Here is a 20,116-nt window from a genome sequence, read left to right as displayed (position 1 = left end):
AATGAGTAATGGATGAATGAGAGGTTGTGACTATGAGTTCTGAGTTAACGGATATTAAAGACTTTTTAAAAGCGATTATGCCATTTGAAAGTTTGCCAGAAGAAGTAAATAGTCGACTCGTTAAGACTATCAAGATCTGTTATGTACGAGAAGGTGAGCGCCTACCTCCTGAAGGTATAGAAAAACCCAGTTTATATATCGTTCGCAAAGGCTCTTTAAACTCATTTAAGACAGAATTAGGCAGAACAAAAGAATTGGTCGATAAATGCGGCGAAAGTGATTTTTGTTCACTTTTTATTGCAGAAAATAACCCAGAGTACCTTGTCATAGCTGCTGAAGACAGCCTAATTTATGCCATTGATTTCGAAAAACTTAAACAAGCAACAGACGAATACCCTTATGTTTGTGATTTTATTTCCGGCTCCGCAACACAACGACTCGCACAAAAAATATCACAACTTAATGAGCAGGCCATCGTATCGTCATCGCTAATGAATACCGCAATCAGTGATTTTTATAGTAGTCCTGCAGTGACCATTGATGAAACAGAGACCATTCAATTAGCGGCACAAAAAATGACAGAATTTAATTTCTCATGCTTGCTGGTGGTCAAAAATGATTGCCTGACTGGAATTATCACTGACAAAGATTTTCGTCGGCGCTGTATAGCTGAAGGCTTGCCATTGTCTTCTCCAGTTTCTGATATTATGACAGAAAACATCAAGATGATTGACGTCAATAGCTATGCTTATGATGCGTTAATCAAAATGTCAACGGCGGGGGTGCATCATTTACCCGTTAGCCGCAACGGAATGCTTGATGGTATGGTGACCATCACAGACTTGATGAAGCAAGAAGGTCTAAATACCGTAAATATGTCTGCGATGATCCGCAAAGCTCATACGGTTGAAGAACTCTCTGAAATTTCAAAGTTGCTGCCAAAGCTGCAAATCAGCATGGTTAAACTTGGTACTACTGCGGCCAACATAGGGAAAAGTATCAGTGCGATCACTAATGCCTTTACCCACAAATTAATCACTTTAGCAAAAGAACAAATAGGTGAGGAACCTGTACCTTTTGCATGGGTCAGTGCTGGTTCTCAAGCAAGGCAAGAGCAAACAGTGCATTCTGACCAAGATAATGGAATCATTATTGACGACTCAGTGCAGCCTGAGCATCAAGCATGGTTTGAACAATTAGCTGAATTTGTGTGTGGTGGGCTTAATCATTGTGGCTATGTGTATTGCCCTGGCAATGTTATGGCAACCAATGATAAATGGCGCCAACCACAATCGGTTTGGCATCACTATTTTGAACATTGGGTTGATCAACCTGAGCCGTTGGCACTTATGCACAGCAGTATCTTTTTTGATCTCAACACCGTCTATGGTCCATCATCTTTGCTCGACCAAGTGCGTGAGAAATTACTGAAAAAAACTAAAAAGAACACTCTGTTTTTAGCACATTTATCGTCCAATGCGATTAAATTAAAACCACCTCTTGGCTTCTTTAGAAACTTTGTTTTAACGGCCAGTGAAAAGCATAAGAACACCCTAGATTTAAAGCATAATGGTATTGCGCCAATTACAGACTTAGCACGTATCTATGCGCTGTCTGAAGGCATTAGTGATATCAATACGCTGGAAAGATTAAAACGAGCATCAGATACACCATCGTTGAGTAAAGATGCCGCGGTGAGTTTAATTTCAGCGTTTGAGTTTTTAACCATGCTAAAAGTTGAACATCAAGCCCAGCAACTCTTGCATGGAGAAAGTGCAAATAACTTCCTTGAGCCTAAGGCGTTATCCAGTTTAGATAGAGAACACTTAAAAGATACCTTTAAGGTGATCAAAGAAATGCAAAGTGTACGACAAACGACTTACGGATAATAAGCAAAGAAAAGGAGTCAGTGATGCTATACGAATATTGGTTTGGTTTAAATGCGCAGCGTAAGCGGCTTTTAAAAAAAATGCCCCCTGAGCCATTAAAGTCTTTTTTATCTACTCCGTTTCCTGACCCAAATTTACCCATAAATGAAGTTGAACTACTGGCGCTAGACTTTGAAACAACAGGCTTAAACCGGAATACGGACAGAATTTTATCAATTGGCTACACCAACATACAAAAAGGCGTAATTTCATTAAAAAACAGCCAGCACTTTTTAGTGAATACCCAAGTTAAGCTCAGTAAAGAGAACGTACATATTCATAATATTATGGATTCAGAGCAGGCTACAGGCTTGCCAGTCGATCAGGTTATCGCTCGTCTTCTACAAGACTTAACGGGTAAAGTCATGTTAGTTCATTTTGCACAAGTTGAACTTAGCTTTTTGAAGCAAGCCTGTATACAACTTTACGGAATGGCTCCCGTTTTTCCTGTTATTGATACCTTAATGATGGCAAAGCGACGGTTAGACTTAAGCGATACTCCTTATGAACCATCAAAGCTGAGGTTAATTAGTTTGCGAGAGGAGTTCAAATTACCACCACACCATGAACACAATGCGTTAAATGATGCCCTCGCAACCGCAGAGTTGTTTTTAGCCATGCTCAATAAAAATCATCAAGGTGCGAAAACATCTGTAAAGTCAGTTCAGCTTTAGCATCAAGCTATAACTTAGACTTATGTCTAATGGCGTTATAAACAAAATTTCTTTATTTTCTTATAAAAGGGTTTTCCTTAATTGATTTCCATAATTTGTTATTGTTTTAAAGTTTCAAGGTCAAGCCATCAATAATGACGTTTAATCATTTTTAATGAATGATGAATAACCTAGTGATTGTAACTATTAAGCTAAGCGTAATTGGTTTGGTTGTTTGTATTTTATACATCTACTTTGTTGTCGAATGATTAGAAGATTGTTACATGTCAAATTCGCCGCCTTGTATAAGTAAGAAATAAGCTACAGAAAATTCAGAAATTCATTGGGAACGCCCTTTAAGAAGTTAGATTAAATATCTATGGAGAAAAAAATGACCCAACTTGAGCAAAGCGATATATTTTACCCGAGTTCAGAAGTCACTGAGCAAGCAAACGTCGCGGAATACGAAAAACTATATCAATATTCAGTAGAAAACCGTGAAGCATTTTGGGCTGAGCAGGCAGAAAACCTCAATTGGTTTAAAAAATGGGACTCAGTATTAGATGAGTCAAACGCACCCATGTATAAATGGTTTGACGGTGGAGAAATCAACATCGTACACAATGCCGTTGATCGTCATGTCGAAAACGCCAACCGCAACAAAATGGCCATCATTTGGGAAGGTGAAAACGGAGAAAAACGTAACTTCTCTTACAATGGTCTAAACCGCGAAGTTTGCCAATTTGCCAATGTTCTCAAAAGTATGGGCGTTGAAAAAGGTGATGTCGTCACCATTTACATGCCACAAATTCCTGAGCTTATTTTTGCCATGCTAGCCTGTGCCAAAATTGGTGCCGTTCATTCAGTGGTATACGGTGGTTTTAGTACCGAAGCATTGGCATCTCGTATCGATGACGCTCATAGCCGAGTATTAATTACCGCAGACGGTGGTTCTCGTCGTGGTAAGAAAATTAATTTAAAAGCCATTGCGAATGATGCAATGAAGCGTTCGCCAAGCATCGAAGTTTGTATTTGTGTGAAAAACAATGAACTTGATGTAGAAATGGAACCTTCACGTGACTTCTGGCTACACGACTTAAAAGCACTTCCAATTGCAGGCTCAAAGTGTGAAACAGAGAAAACAGGGGCAGAAGATCCATTATTTATTCTGTATACATCAGGCACAACGGGCTCACCAAAAGGAATGGTTCACACTCATGGTGGCTATGCTGTTTACACCTCAACAACCCATCGAATGATATTTGATATTAAACCGCAAGATCGTTGGTGGTGTGCAGCCGATCCTGGTTGGATCACAGGTCACAGTTATATTGTTTACGGCCCGTTGATTAACGGCGCAACGATTATGCTTTACGATGGTGCGCCTAACTATCCGTATCCGAACCGTTGGTGGCAAATTATTGAAAATTATGGCATTAACATTCTTTATACTTCACCAACAGCCATTCGAGGTTTAATGCGCTTTGGTGAACGCTGGCCGAAAAAACACGACTTATCAAGTTTGCGTTTATTAGGCAGTGTAGGGGAGCCAATTAATCCAAAGGCGTGGAAGTGGTATCACCATGTCATTGGTAACGATAAATGCCCGATCATTGATACTTGGTGGCAAACAGAAACCGGCGGTTGTATGATTTCGCCATTGCCGATAACGCCACTAAAACCAGGATCCGCTACTAAGCCATTCTTTGGTAATGAAATTTCAATCGTGAACGACGAAGGCAATGAAGTCGGCGCGAATGAAGAAGGCAAACTCATCATTAAAAACCCATGGCCGGGTATGGCACGTACCGTGTTTAAAGATGAACAACGATATAAAGATTTATATTGGAGCCAAGTTGATGGTAAATGGCGATATTTAGCTGGCGACAGTGCGAAAAAAGATGATGATGGCTATATCTGGGTGATTGGCCGAATTGATGAAGTGTTAAAAGTCAGTGGCTACCGCTTAGGAACCGCCGAAATCGAACATGCATTAGTAAGTCATCCAGCCGTAACTGAAGCCGCTGCTATAGGTTTACCGCATGAGCTTAAAGGTAACGCTATTCATACTTATGTAGTTATTAAAGAAGGTATGGTGGGCGATAAAAACCTATGTAATGAACTAAAAGAACATGTTGGGTCGGAAATGGGCAAAATTGCGACGCCAGAAGATGTTCAATTTGTTGAAGCCTTGCCTAAAACTCGCTCAGGTAAAATCATGCGACGCGTTTTAAAAGCACGTGCCTTAGGACAAGACGAAGGTGATTTAAGTACGTTAGAAGAGTAAATCCGATCAAAGTAATCCGCTACGCTCATGGCGGATTACTTTATTAACCCCAGAAAGTAAAATGTAAAACCGCTTTTTTAGTATTGTTTTTATTAATTAAACAGATAGAATCAGACTTAAAAGGAATTAATCTATATCAGACGATAAGTCTTTTAGTGTGTTGGCGGTCAGACTTAGTGAACAAAAAGGCACAATGTCTTGCGCTAAAACTGGGTGTCGAAAGCATCAAAAAAGTTATGGTCGGGTAATTATAATAAAAACAAGGTAAATATAATGTCTGATGCGATTACAATTGCAGTTGCAGATGATCACCCTCTCTTTAGGCAAGCCCTTAGCCTCATCTTAAAGCAAAAATTCAGCACGATTCACCTGCTTGAAGCTAATAATATTAAAGAATTACAGTCAATACTCAGTGAAAACATCCCTGACTTAATCTTACTCGATCTCAATATCCCGGGAGCCAATGGTTTTGAAGCATTGGTTGAACTAGGGCAAGCTTATGCTCAAATTCCTGTTGTGTTGATATCAGGCCAAGAAGATGCTTCTACCGTTAATAAGGCTACTGAACTCGGTGCTTCAGCGTTTTTGGCTAAATCTTCGCAACCCTCAGAAATGGTTGATGTTATCTCGAAAGTGCTGAGCGGTGATTTTGTCGCAGAAGCATTAGCAGACACTTCTAAACAGGAGAATAAGTTACTTTCACTCACACCTCGTCAGTTAAAAATCTTAGGCATGTTTGCTAAGGGATTGTTGAATAAACAAATTGCTGCGGAATTAGAGGTAAGTGAAGCCACAGTTAAAGCACACGCCACAGCAATTTTTTTAAAGTTGAATGTGAAAACACGAACACAAGCTGTGATTGTTTATCAAGACAAAATCGCCTCTTAAATTGTGTTTGTCTTTTGTGGTCGAGTAATTAAGAACCATACTCGACCAATTAATCGATTTAATAAATTATGTAACTAATTATTGAATCGATGCTTTAAAACTACCTCGTTGCTTTTAAAGGCTTTAATATAAAAATGAAGCGATAATTTTAATCCATCTAGAATTAAATTTTCTTTTGTAAAACATGACTAAATAGTTGCTCAAAACCCTTTGGTGTGTGCTACAGCAGATAAAAAAGTTTGTAATCGATTATCCATGGAAGTTAATGATTAAGCGTAATTAATTTGAGTTGATACCGGATTAAATGTTGAATATATGTATCACTTAAAAACAATTGAAGACATTATGGGACAACCTGCATCATCTATTGCGCAAACTTTACCTTTAGTTTCATCTGAAACCTCTTCAACTGAGTCAAGTAGTTTTACTTCATCGATAAAACTAATATTGGATAAAGCTCATCATCAAGCAAAAGTCGTGGCCAATAGTCCAATAAACGGCTTTCATCGCGACATCGAAATTGGTGCCTCTCAAAGTGGAGGCTCAAAAGAGGAAAACAAAAGCTGGTCTGTTCAGAAAACATTAAGGTCATCAAAACGACATTGGCATGAAACAAGTATATCTGACGGGGAAATGGTGTCATCGGAAGAAGAGGCGGAAGCCTCTGCTAAGGAAGACTATCAGCCTCAAAGAAAAATTAGAAAACTATGTGAGACCACTAAAGCAGTAAACAAAGCTTGGTTTGTAAAGCATCGTGATGGCAGCATCGCTTTAGAGGTGAGAAATAATATTTCATTGATGCGTCAACAAATTGAAGCTATATACGAAAACCCAAAAGAAGTTCGAGTTGAGCACGTAAGTAAACTTGCCATTTATGTAGATTTTTTGAGGAAAAATGAATGTTGGGATGAGTTATTTTCGTTTGCAGAAAACATCATCAAGCAAATATTACCGCTGAAGATTGAACGTGATGCTCGAAAAGAATTGAATATACAAGCAGCTCATGCGATCAATAGTATTATTGGGGAGTTATTCAAACTTAAAGGTAAACCTTGGTTTAAAACTTCAACATTGAACTCTAGTTTTGAGCAGTTAATCTGTTGCTTGAAGCAAAGAGAAGGGCTGCTTCATTTACTACTCAAAGAAGAGAAGTGCAAACTGTTTATTATGGTTTCTGATTTGAGTAGAGAACGCAAAAGTACTGAGCTACTGTGTCACTTGATGAGTACCATCGATTACGAAGAGCTGGAAGTGACACCGAGAGAAATCGAAATGAATACTGGAAACATTGAATCACTTTCGGTTTGTGCTCGATGTATCTGGTTAAAATGTAAGTGGGATAAATTTGATTACCCTGAAGCAAAATTGATGGTTTTGAAAAATTTAGTTTGTTTTGATGCCAAGGTAATTAAATCATTCCAAACTTCGTATGCTTACGATCGCTATTTGGTGTTAATGACTGAAACATTAAGAAGTACAGAGCATGTTTTACGTGGCGAACAGCTTTATAAAATGGCAGAGGGTATTGTTAATGATTTACTTGAATTGTCTCAAGAAATGTCGGGAAAAAATAGAACTAACCGACAAGATTTCTACGAAGATTTATTCATTAAGAATATGGAAAACATGCTTGAGCTGAGCATCCGTCTAGAAAAATTTGCTACTGCATTTCAGATAGTTATTGAAATTAATACTCAGTATCACTCAACTCGCCATTCGCATCGTTTCATTATGTTGCTGTGTCAATTGCAACGTATCTTTAACACTTCGCTTTTAGAAATGCAAAGTATCGAAATTAGAAGAAGCTGGCTCAGTGAATTTTCCACAAAACACTTGCCAATAAAGCGAGAATTGATAAAGACTTTGGTTTCAGAAGGTAAAATGTCTCAGGCTACAGATATGATGGTTGAAAAAAGTGCCCTCGAGTATCAATTAGTGACTTTCGATATGCAGCGGTTATTGGGAGAGAAACGTTACATACGAGCTATCGAAAAGCTTACTGAGCGCTCATTAAAATCAGGTGAAGAACAAAAGCTGATTGTTTTTCAAGTTGCTTTGTGTCGTTATGAAAGGTATATCTTAGAAGATTATTCTGAATTTGCTGAAGAAGAACGGGGTGAGCAGATGCGCCAAGATAAACAAGCATTGAAAAGTTATTGTAGTAGTGTAATGGCAAGAAAAGCTGCTGATAATGGTATTTTATTGATGCTACTGATTCAGAAGTTCGTATTAGCCCCCTCGTCAGAACAACTGAAGTAGCTCAGATCTGATCTGACAGTTAGGAACTGTCCCAAAATAACTTCCCTGTTTTGCTGTCGTTTATTTTTGAGCTTATACAAGGCGAAGAAAGTGTGGTGTAGTTACTCTACATAAGCTTTCGACAACACAGTAGAAGCCAAAAATAAATACAGCCCAAAGGGTTACGCTTAAAATTGCCACTCTCTGCGTTACTCATTTTTCATTTAGAATAACTAAACTTCATTCTTCGTGCCTTGATATTGACAATTTTAAGCAGTAACAAATCGGTAAGTTATTTTGAGACAGTTCCTTACCTATTTTAAATGGTGTTTTGTCTAGGCAGTTTTATTTTGCGCCATCAACAAAGCTGGCGCGATGAGATCGCAATAAGAGAGCTTTTATACCCGTGATACTCGAACATGCAACTTTCAGGTCATTTTCAACGGTTCATTCTTCAATACTTAAAAGTGCTGGACTAATGGGCTAGTTCAAGCTTTGACAACATAGAAAAATAAGCGTTGAAATGCCCACTTAGTGGGAATTTTCTTAACCACAAGTATTGCCATTTATTCTATGTTCTTATCCTTGCAATAGAATTAACTATTACTTCGAATAAGCGCCTTGTCTAAACAGCAATTAACTCCCACTAAAATCATGCACCTTCAGGTAAGACCAATTACGGTAATTAATCTCTCACTCAGCAAGAGCTAAAGGGTTTCAGTACAAGGCGCAAGTTTGAAGTACCGGGATAATTCAAATACTTATAACGTAGTAATGGAATCCTTTAGCCTTGCCCTTCGGGAGCTTGTATGGCTCACTTTGGTTTATAAAGAATACTTCTCAAAATTATCTCAACGTAGCAATGTAATAACGACAGTTTTGTATGTCGGTAACAACTATGCCTTCATCAATTTCGATTGCACTTTGAGCACATACATAGCTCTGAGTTGAGCATTTAATTACTGTAATTGGTATAACATGGGTAAGTACCTGTCGATAAGTTCTTTGATAATCATTGTGTTCAGGTATAGTGCTATACAAGACGCAATGTAGGGCGAATAGCCGTAGCTATGTAACCGAAGTTGCAACACCGTAGAGTGCTGATACTGGGCACTAGAAATCTTAAGAAACTTATGGTCAGGTACTTATGTATGTGTTTGTTGTAGGTAACTTAGAATTAACAGCGTGAAGTATTATTTGCTTGATAGGTATTTTTAGATTTGTACTACCGTTATTATTGGGCAATTTTTACCTGCTTGATGCCATACAGTAACAGATATTTCTAATGTATCTGATCTACTGTTGCGTATGTGAACATAACCTCTGTCTTTTTGTGTAGTTACATCTAATTTACCTTGAACAGAAAATTTATTTTTATCTTTCTCTTTCTCTTTGACATTTACATATACTGACTTCAGAGGGAGAGAATCAACTTGAGTTGGCATTGATATTAAAAAATTGCCATAACCCTCATCATGTACTTTAACAGTATCAGAATATCGACTTTTATTAACTACACAGGCACTACTTAACGCAGAAAACATAAATGCAATTGATAAAAGTAAATAGTGTGCAAGTTTCATATTAATGCCTAAATATTAATACTGCACAACCTCATTTTTACAATAAATATGGAAAGCTAGAGGTATGTGCAACACAGTGTTTTATATAGTAAAAACAATGTTAACTTAATTCATTTGTAGTGGCAAAGCGAGAATACACACTCACCATGCTTAGAATTCTCGTTATCCGTATTTTCAAAATTTATTATTGTTATTTTTGACGTTGGTTAAATGAGTTAACTATGGGAATATGAAAAGCTTGGATCAATCAAATAGGCATTGTTTATTAATTTCATCGTTAATACGATATTTATGAAAAGGTTTTCAGTTTGGATTATTTTTAATCACTTCGGGTTTAATTCCTCGCCCAACAGAGCGAACTAATTGGTTTATCAAAAAGGCACAGGGCACTCATTTTCATGATTGTGAAGGTAATGCATAGAATTAGTATGAATATAGTCAGTTTATTTTTGGGGAAATCCGAGTTAATTTAGCCAGATGCAGAACAATTAAAGCTGGGTTAATACCCTGCAAGTTCAGCATAACCAATACCATTAAATCCACCTGTTGAAATTACTCGACCTTCCCAATATTTTATCGACAGCTTATTTATAGAGTCTTTTGTGATGGTTTTAATCAAAATAGGTTCAGAGTCAGGTAACTCAATTTTCCATTGGCTTGGATACTTTGTGCCGTCGATAAAAACATGTTCCATAGCATGTAATTTGATATATTCACGTGGAATGTGAGTTGTGTGACCATTTTTAGTAACTCGCGTGCCGCTGCAATAGTCATAATTTTGCTCTGCATCACGTATACAAAAAAGCATTAGGCCTTGCTTATCTTCAGTGACTAAGTTAAACCAGTCCCACCCAAGTTGGCTTTTATCCAATAAACTTGCAGACCACTCCCTGTCATACCAAGCATTACCAGATACCGAATATTTTTTGCCATTAAAAAGGACTGTGCCGTTTGTTTCAAGAAATGGATAACTGAAATAGTAAGAAGCGTGTCCTTTATCTGTTTTTTGGCTATAGCCGTTTTCGCCGTGCAAAATGAGTGGACTATGACTCAGTGAAACATCAATTGCATAGTCGTCCTGACTGGCTTTCATTTGAAGTGGTAAAAAGTCTTTCTGTGTACTTTCTAGAGACCAGTCATCCAGCTGGGCAATAAATGGGCTTATTGTAATACTGGCTTGTCCTGCACGTGCAAATCGCTCAAAAGCAACATGTGATTGTTCATGCTGTAGAGCAAAATGGGCAAAATAAAGCTGATTGTCCCACCAAGTTGATTCAAATGGTAAAGGCACTAGTGTTCTAAACATTGTCCACTGTGCACCGAATCGTTCGCCAGTTTCAGCAGTGAGGTTTGCTGTGATGTACCACCACTCAATACCTTGATCCAAATGAGGACCGTGATCTTGAGGAAAAATCACACCTCGATTCCTGTCTACAGGCACTCCACTTACTATTTGTAAGGTTTGGGAATTGTTAGTTTTTGGTAGTGGTTCACAACTCAATAAAAGTAAAATTGAAAGTAGTAGCAAAGCGCATTTAGTCATTGATTAACTTCCTTTAGTGTGCAAATCGGTTGTGAGTTTTTTAACAGGTAGATAAGCACAAAGCACTGCGGCAAAAAGCAAAAGTAAACTTGTGATCAATAATGCTGATAAATCCAAATTGAAATAAATAGTCCAGCCAAATGCAATAGGCATTACAAATTTGAGTAACGCAAACCCTAAGGCAAAACCTAATGGGATCGCGAAAACACAGGTAAAGCCAACCAACAACGTTGTTTGTACGAGCTTCAGTTTGTGCAACTGAGTGGAGTCAACACCTAGGCTATTTAAAACTGCCAATTGCTTCGAGTGTTGGGCACTCAGGCTTAATAGACTGATACAAAGGCTGACTAAAGCAATTGCGAGAATAAACCCATTTAAGACTTTCGTGACTTTAAAAGTATCGTTAAACAGTCCATTGGCAATTTCTTTGAATCGTTTGTTCTCAGTGATATAAGCGTTATCAATTTTGTATTTGTTAATCAGTCGTTCAGTGAGCTGGGAAAGGGTAATTTGTTCATTCAGGTTGATAGACAGGCCATATACTTGCCAGTGTAATGAACTTGATTTCATCGTATGCTCTTGGGTTATAAGGCCTAAAGAAGTGTTGCCATAATCATAGGAAAAAGCCGAAATGCGACACTCAAAAGTATGCTGGTTTTGTTTAAATGTTACTGTTTCACCTAACTGATAGTTATATATAATTGCGGCTTGTTCGTTTGCAATACAGCCATTATCCGCAAAATGCGAAGCATTAATTTTCTCACCTGAAGTCAGACTGATGTGGGAAAATGCCAAATGTCCTTGACCAAAACTCGCAAGTGTCGAAGGTATTTTATCTATATAGCCTTTACTAGCCATATAGATACCAACATGATTAATATAAGAATCTTCGTTTAAACTTGCTCGAAGAACTGGATCATATTTATCAAGGTGAATATACACGTCTGCACTTAATTGTTTCTCTAAGTGTGCATTGAGTGTATTACTGAAGCTATTAACCATGATCTGCATACCAATTGCGCTTCCAAGTGCAATCAAAATGGCTACGATAGCAATACGTAATTCTTTCGATTGGAATTTACTATCTGCATATAACCACTGCCATAAAGGGGACGAAAATGGATTCTTGAAGCTGAGTAAGCTTTGCAAGCATTTAGGGGTAATAAGTATAAAGACTAATAGAATACAAAAGCATAGTGATAAGGCGTCAAATTCTGATTTTGCATTAAAGTAATAATAAAAAAATATTGTAATTACAGACCCTAAAGCTGAATAAAATACAGTACTGCCTTTATCTTGTAGCGTATTTTTTTGTGTCAGTATCATTATTGCAAGTGTGGCGATATTAATCACAAAACCAAGTGCTAAAGTTTGCCATTGCCAGCCGATAGTCAGTGCTTGTTCTAGTTTATAAAGCCCCATTAGTGTGCGGTTAACATCAAGCACCAATGCATTAGCAATAACAAACCCTGCTATACTGCCTAACAGAGCCGTTATAAAACTCATTAAAGTAAACTCAATCACAATGGCTGTGCGAATGGCCTTTGGCGAGCACCCTAAAATTGCAAACTGAGTGAGCAGCTTTTTCCGTCCAGCGATAGAGAGCTTGATCGCGTTAAAACTTAAAAAAGCCGCTACGATATAACCAAGTAAACCAAGTGCGCTAAGATTAAAGAAAAAAGCTTCAGATAACGTATCAAAATCTTGATCTTGGGCGGCAACAAGCCTAGCGTTATAAGATAAAATTGATTCAATTTGTGGAATTTGCTCAGGCGTTAAACCAACAAACTCGATAAAACTGAGTTGTCCCTTAGCCTTGAGAAGCATATCAGCATAAGCAATATCAGTAATCGACCACATGCCGATATCATCGACCAAGTTAAAGCTAGGTGTAATCGAGCTATTCAGAAGCTGAAGTTTATTGCTATCTGACTCTAGTTGTAATTTTGGTCCATTATTGCTATCTATCAATATTGAATCGAAAGCAAAATTTGTATTTCTTTGATTTAGAGACTGTTGCGTACTTGTTGGCGCTGATTTGTTCATCCAAATAAGGCTGTCAATGCCTTGTAAATAAAGTGTTTTACCAGAAGCCAGTTTTAACTTTCCTCGGAGAACTGGTTGGGCGTTGGTAAAGCCATGTTTGCGTAGCTTTAACCACAAATTACCTTCAATGAATTTTTGGCCAATCGGTGGTTTTACAATATGACTGACTGCAAGATCAACGAGCGCCGATGACTTGTGATGGCGATTTTTTGCTTCTTGGTTTAGCCCTGTGATGGCCGTTAGCAGAGCACTACCTAAACTCAAACCAACAATAAACAACAATAGCAACCAAGGGTGGCGTTTAAAATACGCTACGTGGGTATTTAAAATAAGGTTTATTTCACTCATTAAAACAGCCATTAGCGAGTACTTTAACGCTATCAAAATATTGGGTTAATTGTTGCGAGTGTGTCACCATCACTAAGTTAATTTTTCTTTCTTTACATAAGCTTATTAGCATTTTGACGACTTGGTGGGAGCGCGATTGGTCGAGATTTCCTGTTGGCTCATCAGCTAAAATCAGCTTTGGTTGATTAATCAAAGCTCGTGCAATACCGACACGCTGCTGCTCACCACCAGAAAGCTGGCTAGGCAACTTATTCAGTTTTTCGCTTAACCCTAATTGCTCGATCAAAGCATCAAGCTCTGTAGGGGCTGAATTTGGAAAATTAAGCCGATGTTGAAATAATATATTTTGCTTCACAGTAAGACAATCAAGTAATTGGTAATGTTGAAATATAAGGCCTATTTTGCGGCGAAAGTGTGCAAGTTGTTGTTTGTTGTATGAAGAAATAATTTCGTTATTTATTGCAATTTGACCGCTATCTGGTTTAAGTAAACCTGCTAACAAATGCAGTAGTGTCGTTTTGCCTGAGCCACTGTCTCCAAGTAAGGCTACTTGTTCTTGCGTTGCAATTTTAAAACTAAAGTTATTAAACAGGGTTTGAATTTGTTCACCATCTTTTCGATGAAAGCATAAATCAGTCACACTTATCACTATAATCCCTTGTTTATAAGCGGTTTTGACTAGTTTACAAAAATAAGCCTGTGAAAAACAGTGAAACTTGCAACAATAATGTTGGTAAACACTCTAGAAACTATGAAGGACAGTAACTCAACTACCCTTTAGTTACCACAACACAAGGGGAATATTATGAGCACCGTCCTTCAAGTAAAAGATAACGCAAAATTTGTTAATTTGTACATTGCTTTTGAACTTAGCAGTAAAACTTGGAAGCTTGGCTTTTCAAATGGTGAAAAAAAGAGAGTCAAAACGATTGATTCCCGAGACTGGAAAGCCCTACATCATGAAATAGCCTTAGCAAAAGAAAAGCTATTCTGCGTTGAAAACTGCAAAGTCATTAGCTGTTACGAAGCAGGTAGAGACGGATTCTGGATACACAGAGCGTTAATTAAAGACGGCATCGAAAATCATGTGATTGACTCAGCCAGTATTGAAGTCAGCCGAAAACAGAAGAAAGTCAAAACCGATAGAGTTGATGTGATTGCTTTGCTCCGTTTACTGATGCGTTATCACTCTGGAGAGCAAGAAGCTTTAAATATCATCAATGTTCCAAATGTAGAAGCTGAAGATAAGCGACGAATTAACCGAGAGCGAGAACGATTAGTAAAAGAGCGTGGCAGTCACAGCGCACGAATTAAGTCACTTCTGTGTTTGCATGGTATCAGCGTGGAAAATATCTCTAAACTAAAGGGGAAAGTTAATCAACTTAAGACGGCGGTTCTCAATAAGCCTTTACCGACAGATTTAGTGACGGAAATAGAGCGAGAACTTGATAGGCATGAAATTGTCGACAAGCAAATTAAAGCAATTGAGAAATTACAAAAACAACGTGTTCTTGATGACTGTGATGACGCATCGCAAAAAATTAATCAGCTCATGCAGCTTAAAGGCGTAGGCTGGCAATCGAGCTGGGTATTAGTAACAGAGTTTTTCCATTGGCGAGAATTTAAAAACGCTAAACAAGTGGGAGCTTGTGCAGGAATGACACCAACGCCTTACGATAGTGGTGACAGTCAAAGAGAGCAAGGCATTTGCAAGTCAGGTAATCGACGAATACGAAAGATTATGGTTGAACTCAGTTGGTTTTGGTTACGGTATCAACCCAAATCAGAATTGAGTTTATGGTTCGAACAGCGTTTCGCTCATGGCAGTAAACGAATGAGACGCATCGGCATTGTTGCTATGGCACGTAAACTTCTTATCAAACTGTGGAAGTATTTAGAGCATGGAGAAGTGCCATCAGGTGCAACGATGTCACTTTAATCAAAATAACCAAGTAAAGAGTAAAATGTAGTAAAGCGTTGTTCGATGCTAACTGTACAGCCCCTTGATAAGCAAGGCTAAATCGTTTTTCTAGAAGAGTTAGTATCATTATTCAGGTTAGGCGTGATAATGCGCATGCAATTTAAGGTGACTGACTAAAGTCAGAACGGATAGAAGGTGGTTAGCCATTAAGCTGACACAACAAAACCTGAGCAACACTTTTAACCAGAGAAACTGAATGAAATAAAGTAAAAACTGAAGGGCTTGACAAAGATGTCCTCATAGAAGGGTCTGTTGATCTTTCGTGATTGTTTTTGCAGCGATAAATTGGTTATTTTATGCAAGGCAGAGTTTGTGAGGTTTGGTTATTATCGACATACAAAACTGTCGTTACTTCGTTTCCAAATAAGAAAACGGTAACGCAGCACCTTTGATTTAGAAAGAGCGACCAATTTACGCTCTCTCTTTTTTCGATGCTTTTGAGCATTCGCTGTTCTGTGTTGTGACCAGCTCACTTAGATGGCTAAGCATCATTGCTCAAGCCTTGAACAGATAAATGCTCAAATAGCACAAAATTTAATCCTGAAAGATCAGCAGACCCTAATGTATTAAGAGACTAAAGGGACTTTAAATGTGGTTAATTAATAAGAGGTGTTCACAAGAACAACACTCGAATTGAGTTATACCTTTGCGGTCTTCAGCTTCGTTGGGAAGGGGTCTAGCGATTTAAAAAGTACCAATCTTTGTCATACCAGCGAAGGCAGGTATCCAGTGACTTTTATAGAAAAAAGCAAAGGCACTAGACTACCGACATACAAAACTGTCGTTATTACATTGCTACGTCAAGACAATTTTGAGAAGTATTCTTTATAAACCAAAGTGAGCACATACAAGCTCCCGAAGGGCAAGGCTAAAGGGTTCCATTACTGCGTTACAAGCACTTGAATTATCCCGGCAAAAGCACGAAGTGCGTTGAACGCCAGCTTTGTATGGCGGCCGCAGGGAGTATAGTACTTCAAACTTGCGCCTTGTACTGAAATCCTTTAGCTCTTGCTGAGTGGGAAGTTAATTACTGTAATTGGTATTATACTTCACTGTATCTCTGCCAAAAATTAATCACACATCAGGTAACCTTTACTCTTTTTCATAATAATTTTTTTGATAAAATTGCATAATGATATCGCCAATTTTTGTCTGTAGTTCTAATGAAATATCGGCTTTTGCCATAAACTCAATATCCATTTTTTTTGCAGTTTGTTCTAGTGACTTTTCAAGGGTTGCGGTAATTAATATTGCTGGAATATGGGCGACGTCTTGCCTTATTTTTTGGATGACTCCGAGCCCACTGATGTCATCTTCAAGCTGATAATCGACAAGTAATAAATCGATGTCATCTTTAAACTTTTCTGTAACGTGTAAGGCCTGACTTACTGAGTTAGAAGTTATTACTTTGCAACCCCAAACAGTCAGTAACTTTTCCATGCCAGAAGTCACTTGTGGCTCGTTATCAATACAATGCACCGTTAGGCCTTTCAGGTTCGCAGTGTGACTAAATGGTTCTGTTTTGCTGGTATAACTAAAAGATAAAGGAACTAACACGCTAAAGTTACAGCCTTTACCTGCATTGGATTTTAGCGAAAGTTGATGCCCGAGTAACTGACAAAAGCCTTTCGAAATATTGAGACCAAGACCAAGGCCAGTAGCGCTTCGATTTTCTAGTTGGACAAATTGTTCAAAAACGAGATCGTGTTTTTCTAGCGGAATACCAGGCCCTGTATCAATGACATTTATTTCAATAAAGTCGCCTTTGCGCCTGCAGCCAAGCAAGAGTCTTGAGTTTGGTGCGTAACGGCAAGCATTACTTAATAAGTTCTGAAGTATCCGTTTAAGCAGTTTTTTATCAGACTCGATATGTAATTTTGTTGGTATAAATTTGAAGAATATATTTTGCTGTAAACACGACAGCTCAAACTCGTTGAACAGTTCTAAAAATAATTGGTCGACATTAATTTCTTCAATCTGTGGTGTAATGGTACCTGACTCGATTTGTGATATTTCATTGAGATCTTTAATTAAATCGTTGGCATTATTGATCGATGACTCGATGTGCTTAACTGTTTCTAATTGATTTTTGTTCAATGACTTATCTTGCATTAACGCAGAGATAAACAAACGTGCGGCGGAAACAGGTTGCATAAGGTCGTGGCTGCAAGCTTTTAAGTAATTTGTTTTTTGTTTGTGGGCAATGTGAATTTTTTGGTTCGCCATTCCTAAGTCTTGATTGGATTTTGATAACGCCACATTGGCCTGCTCAAGGGCTTCTGTTCGCTCCGAAACAAGCGATTCAAGATCTAAGTTTTTCTCTTGTAGTACTTGCTCAGCTTTACGATATAGGGTTACATCAGTAAATGACATGACAAAACCGCCACCAGGTATCGAATTTCCTTTTATTCGAATGGTGCTCCCATTTGCCAGTGATCGTTCAGTGTTATGAACAGAACCTTGTAATATATACCCAATCCGTTTTTCAACTTGTTCCTCAACTTCAGATAGTGGCACTTTTCCTTGATAAATAAGGTTATGCTTAATTAGCTCAGCGACGGGGCAGCCAATATAAACAAGATCGTCTGGGTAGTTAAATAAATCCAAATAAGCTTTATTCCAAGCCACAATTTTTAGATCTTTATCAATTACAGAAATTCCGTCGTTTGCATTCTCAATTGCACTTTGCAGTATGTATTGGCTGAATTTTTGTTGTCTGTTTTCGGCATGTTGAATGAAGTAGGCCATTTCAGCTAAATCAATTTGTCTGCCCTCAAACACTGAGGCCAAGACTAATCGTGCCGAAGTAGAACCCATCACACTTGCCAATATCATTTCGGTGTGATTGATAAGTTTATGGTAAAGCTCTGCTTTATTTTCAATCTCATTGGTAATAATTTTAAAGTCAATGTTGGCTTGTTTTGATTTTTCTTCACCTACAAATTTAGAAATAATGAGCAATAAATCATCAATAGATACTTTAGAAAAACCTGTGCTTTTTAATGGCCCAAAGCCACGTTTTTCGAAAAAATGCTCTAGTTGAACTTGCTCTTGAATGCTTTGCCTACTGAGGTACGAAAGTGCAATAACAAATAGCACATTTGTCAGCAAAGAAATAAGTGTGGCTAAGGTTGTATGACTGACAGAAAAACCGATAAATGGATGACTATAAAAACCAAATATTGGCAATAAGTTCAGCACTAACCAAAGCCCAATGCCGATAAACATTCCCGAAAATACGGCAACAAAATTAGCTTTACGCCATAAAAAAGCGGCGAAGAATGCAGGGCCTATTTGGGCTATAGCACCAAAAGCAATCTCGCCTAACGTGGCAAGCTTTTCTGGTGGAGCAACGGAATACATTAAAAAGCTGAGTGCTAATATCAATAAAACAAGAACTTTTCTAACCACTAGAAAGTTAGTTTTAAAGTCTTCGAACTTGCTGTTCTTAAATTGTTTTCTTTTAAGAATGGTAGGAAAAACAACCTCATTGCTGAGCATGGTACTGATTGCAATCGTAGAAACAACAACCATGGCACTCGCTGCCGAAATAGTGCCTATGAATCCGACTAAGCTCATCAACGAATGGCCGTTGAAAGCGGGTAAAAATAACACGTAAGCGTCAGGGTTTAAGGATTCGGCATAAAGTAATTTTCCTGCTTGTCCTAGGGGGATCGCAAATAATGCAAATAAAAGAATATAGATAGGAAACAACCAGCGAGATGTTGCCGTGACATTGGCATCTTTAGCTTCAACAATCATGGTTTGAAATTGTCGTGGCAGGCATAAAAATGCCGAAAAAACGATGATTGACAAACCAATCCAAGAAAACCACTGATGACCGGACATTTTGGTACTTTGAGGTTGGTTTTCGGTTGCCTGTCGCCAAATCTCTAACGGAGAATCGAACAGATAAAAACTGACGAATAAGCCAATCGTTAAGAATGTCAATAGTTTTAGAATCGACTCAAAAGCGATGGCAATCATGATCCCTAGATGCCTTTCTGTTACATCAATATTCCTCACCCCAAATAATATGGTGAAGCTAGCCAGAATAGCGGTAACAACAAGTCCTAGTAGGACATCAGGCAATACATTGTCTTGCCTTAATAATTCGTATGAACTGACAATGGCTTTAATTTGTAAAGCAAGGTAGGGCAAAGTACCAATAAGAATTGAAAAAGAAATTAATACCGCAAGTTTTTGTGATTTTCCGAATCGATTGGCAAGTAAGTCAGCAACTGAAGTGGAATTTAACGTTAGACTGACTCGAATGACACGTTGGATGAATCCCCATCCAAATATAAAAAACAGTGCCGGAATGATATAGACAGGTAAAAAAGAATACGCATTATGGGCGGCCTGCCCAGAAATACCCAGAAAACTCCAAGAAGTGCAATATACACCGAGAGAGAAAGCATAAATAAGTTTTTGTTGGTTATGGGTAATTTTGTGGCGATGTTTGTTTCCCCAGATCGCTAGACCACTCAACAAAATGGCGTAAATCACACTGACCATGATCAGCTGCCAATTAGCAAACATAGCAATTCCTTTTTGCACTATTGTTATTGTTTTTCATCACCATAACAGAAAACAAATATGGCTTACACCCTATATCTAA

The 20,116-nt window shown here is 38.1% G+C and carries 11 protein-coding genes; 6 read left to right on the top strand and 5 right to left on the bottom strand.

Features of this window, described 5'->3' with window-relative positions; genetic code table 11:
- Window positions 1-32 precede the first annotated feature (32 nt).
- The 5 genes from E2I05_RS12345 to E2I05_RS12325 all read left to right on the top strand — a co-directional run bounded on the left by E2I05_RS12345 (window position 33) and on the right by E2I05_RS12325 (window position 8,015).
- Window positions 33-1,889, top strand: a complete 1,857-nt coding sequence (locus E2I05_RS12345) for a DUF294 nucleotidyltransferase-like domain-containing protein (protein WP_121854377.1) — start codon at window positions 33-35, stop codon at window positions 1,887-1,889.
- Between the two features lie 23 nt (window positions 1,890-1,912).
- Window positions 1,913-2,602 (top strand): exonuclease domain-containing protein, encoded by a 690-nt coding sequence (locus tag E2I05_RS12340; protein WP_121854376.1) that lies wholly within the window; start codon window positions 1,913-1,915, stop codon window positions 2,600-2,602.
- Between the two features lie 370 nt (window positions 2,603-2,972).
- Complete coding sequence (gene acs / locus E2I05_RS12335; RefSeq protein WP_121854375.1) at window positions 2,973-4,868, top strand: acetate--CoA ligase; 1,896 nt, start codon at window positions 2,973-2,975, stop codon at window positions 4,866-4,868.
- Window positions 4,869-5,138: 270 nt separating this feature from the next.
- Window positions 5,139-5,756, top strand: a complete 618-nt coding sequence (locus E2I05_RS12330; protein ID WP_207805303.1) for a response regulator — start codon at window positions 5,139-5,141, stop codon at window positions 5,754-5,756.
- 315 nt (window positions 5,757-6,071) lie between these two features.
- A complete protein-coding gene (locus E2I05_RS12325; protein ID WP_121854373.1) occupies window positions 6,072-8,015 on the top strand; it encodes a hypothetical protein in 1,944 nt (647 codons plus the stop codon).
- 1,193 nt (window positions 8,016-9,208) lie between these two features.
- Here the strand turns inward: E2I05_RS12325 and E2I05_RS12320 are convergent.
- The 4 genes from E2I05_RS12320 to E2I05_RS12305 all read right to left on the bottom strand — a co-directional run bounded on the left by E2I05_RS12320 (window position 9,209) and on the right by E2I05_RS12305 (window position 14,163).
- Entirely contained in the window at window positions 9,209-9,577 is a 369-nt protein-coding gene (locus E2I05_RS12320; RefSeq protein WP_121854372.1) for a hypothetical protein, read from the bottom strand.
- 499 nt (window positions 9,578-10,076) lie between these two features.
- Complete coding sequence (locus E2I05_RS12315; protein ID WP_121854371.1) at window positions 10,077-11,120, bottom strand: lipocalin-like domain-containing protein; 1,044 nt, start codon at window positions 11,118-11,120, stop codon at window positions 10,077-10,079.
- A gap of 3 nt (window positions 11,121-11,123) precedes the next feature.
- Window positions 11,124-13,514 (bottom strand): FtsX-like permease family protein, encoded by a 2,391-nt coding sequence (locus E2I05_RS12310; RefSeq protein ID WP_121854381.1) that lies wholly within the window; start codon window positions 13,512-13,514, stop codon window positions 11,124-11,126.
- Window positions 13,507-14,163 carry an ABC transporter ATP-binding protein gene (locus E2I05_RS12305; RefSeq protein ID WP_121854370.1) on the bottom strand — a complete coding sequence of 219 codons (657 nt, stop codon included), beginning with the start codon at window positions 14,161-14,163 and terminating at the stop codon, window positions 13,507-13,509. The genes E2I05_RS12310 and E2I05_RS12305 overlap by 8 nt, the downstream gene beginning before the upstream one ends.
- A gap of 156 nt (window positions 14,164-14,319) precedes the next feature.
- Between E2I05_RS12305 and E2I05_RS12300 the strand changes: the two genes are divergently transcribed.
- Entirely contained in the window at window positions 14,320-15,453 is a 1,134-nt protein-coding gene (locus tag E2I05_RS12300; RefSeq protein WP_133309449.1) for an IS110 family RNA-guided transposase, read from the top strand.
- A gap of 1,134 nt (window positions 15,454-16,587) precedes the next feature.
- Here E2I05_RS12300 and E2I05_RS12295 read toward each other — a convergent pair.
- The gene (locus tag E2I05_RS12295; RefSeq protein WP_121854349.1) at window positions 16,588-20,037 is read right to left on the bottom strand and encodes a PAS domain-containing hybrid sensor histidine kinase/response regulator; all 3,450 of its coding nucleotides are present in this window, start codon (window positions 20,035-20,037) and stop codon (window positions 16,588-16,590) included.
- Window positions 20,038-20,116: the final 79 nt, after the last annotated feature.

This window comes from Parashewanella spongiae (assembly GCF_004358345.1).
Classification (GTDB): Bacteria; Pseudomonadota; Gammaproteobacteria; order Enterobacterales; family Shewanellaceae; genus Parashewanella; species Parashewanella spongiae.
The sequence above is the reverse complement of the archived record's forward strand: the minus strand, read 5'-3'. Positions and strand labels throughout refer to the sequence as shown.

Excerpts from the sequence above, each read along its gene's own strand:
- E2I05_RS12310 (WP_121854381.1), bottom strand. The coding sequence starts at position 13,514 with ATGAGTGAAATAAACCTTATTTTAAATACCCACGTAGCGTATTTTAAA.
- E2I05_RS12325 (WP_121854373.1), top strand. The coding sequence starts at position 6,072 with ATGTATCACTTAAAAACAATTGAAGACATTATGGGACAACCTGCATCA.
- E2I05_RS12320 (WP_121854372.1), bottom strand. The coding sequence starts at position 9,577 with ATGAAACTTGCACACTATTTACTTTTATCAATTGCATTTATGTTTTCT.
- E2I05_RS12295 (WP_121854349.1), bottom strand. The coding sequence starts at position 20,037 with ATGTTTGCTAATTGGCAGCTGATCATGGTCAGTGTGATTTACGCCATT.
- E2I05_RS12315 (WP_121854371.1), bottom strand. The coding sequence starts at position 11,120 with ATGACTAAATGCGCTTTGCTACTACTTTCAATTTTACTTTTATTGAGT.
- E2I05_RS12340 (WP_121854376.1), top strand. The coding sequence starts at position 1,913 with ATGCTATACGAATATTGGTTTGGTTTAAATGCGCAGCGTAAGCGGCTT.
- E2I05_RS12345 (WP_121854377.1), top strand. The coding sequence starts at position 33 with ATGAGTTCTGAGTTAACGGATATTAAAGACTTTTTAAAAGCGATTATG.
- E2I05_RS12300 (WP_133309449.1), top strand. The coding sequence starts at position 14,320 with ATGAGCACCGTCCTTCAAGTAAAAGATAACGCAAAATTTGTTAATTTG.
- acs (WP_121854375.1), top strand. The coding sequence starts at position 2,973 with ATGACCCAACTTGAGCAAAGCGATATATTTTACCCGAGTTCAGAAGTC.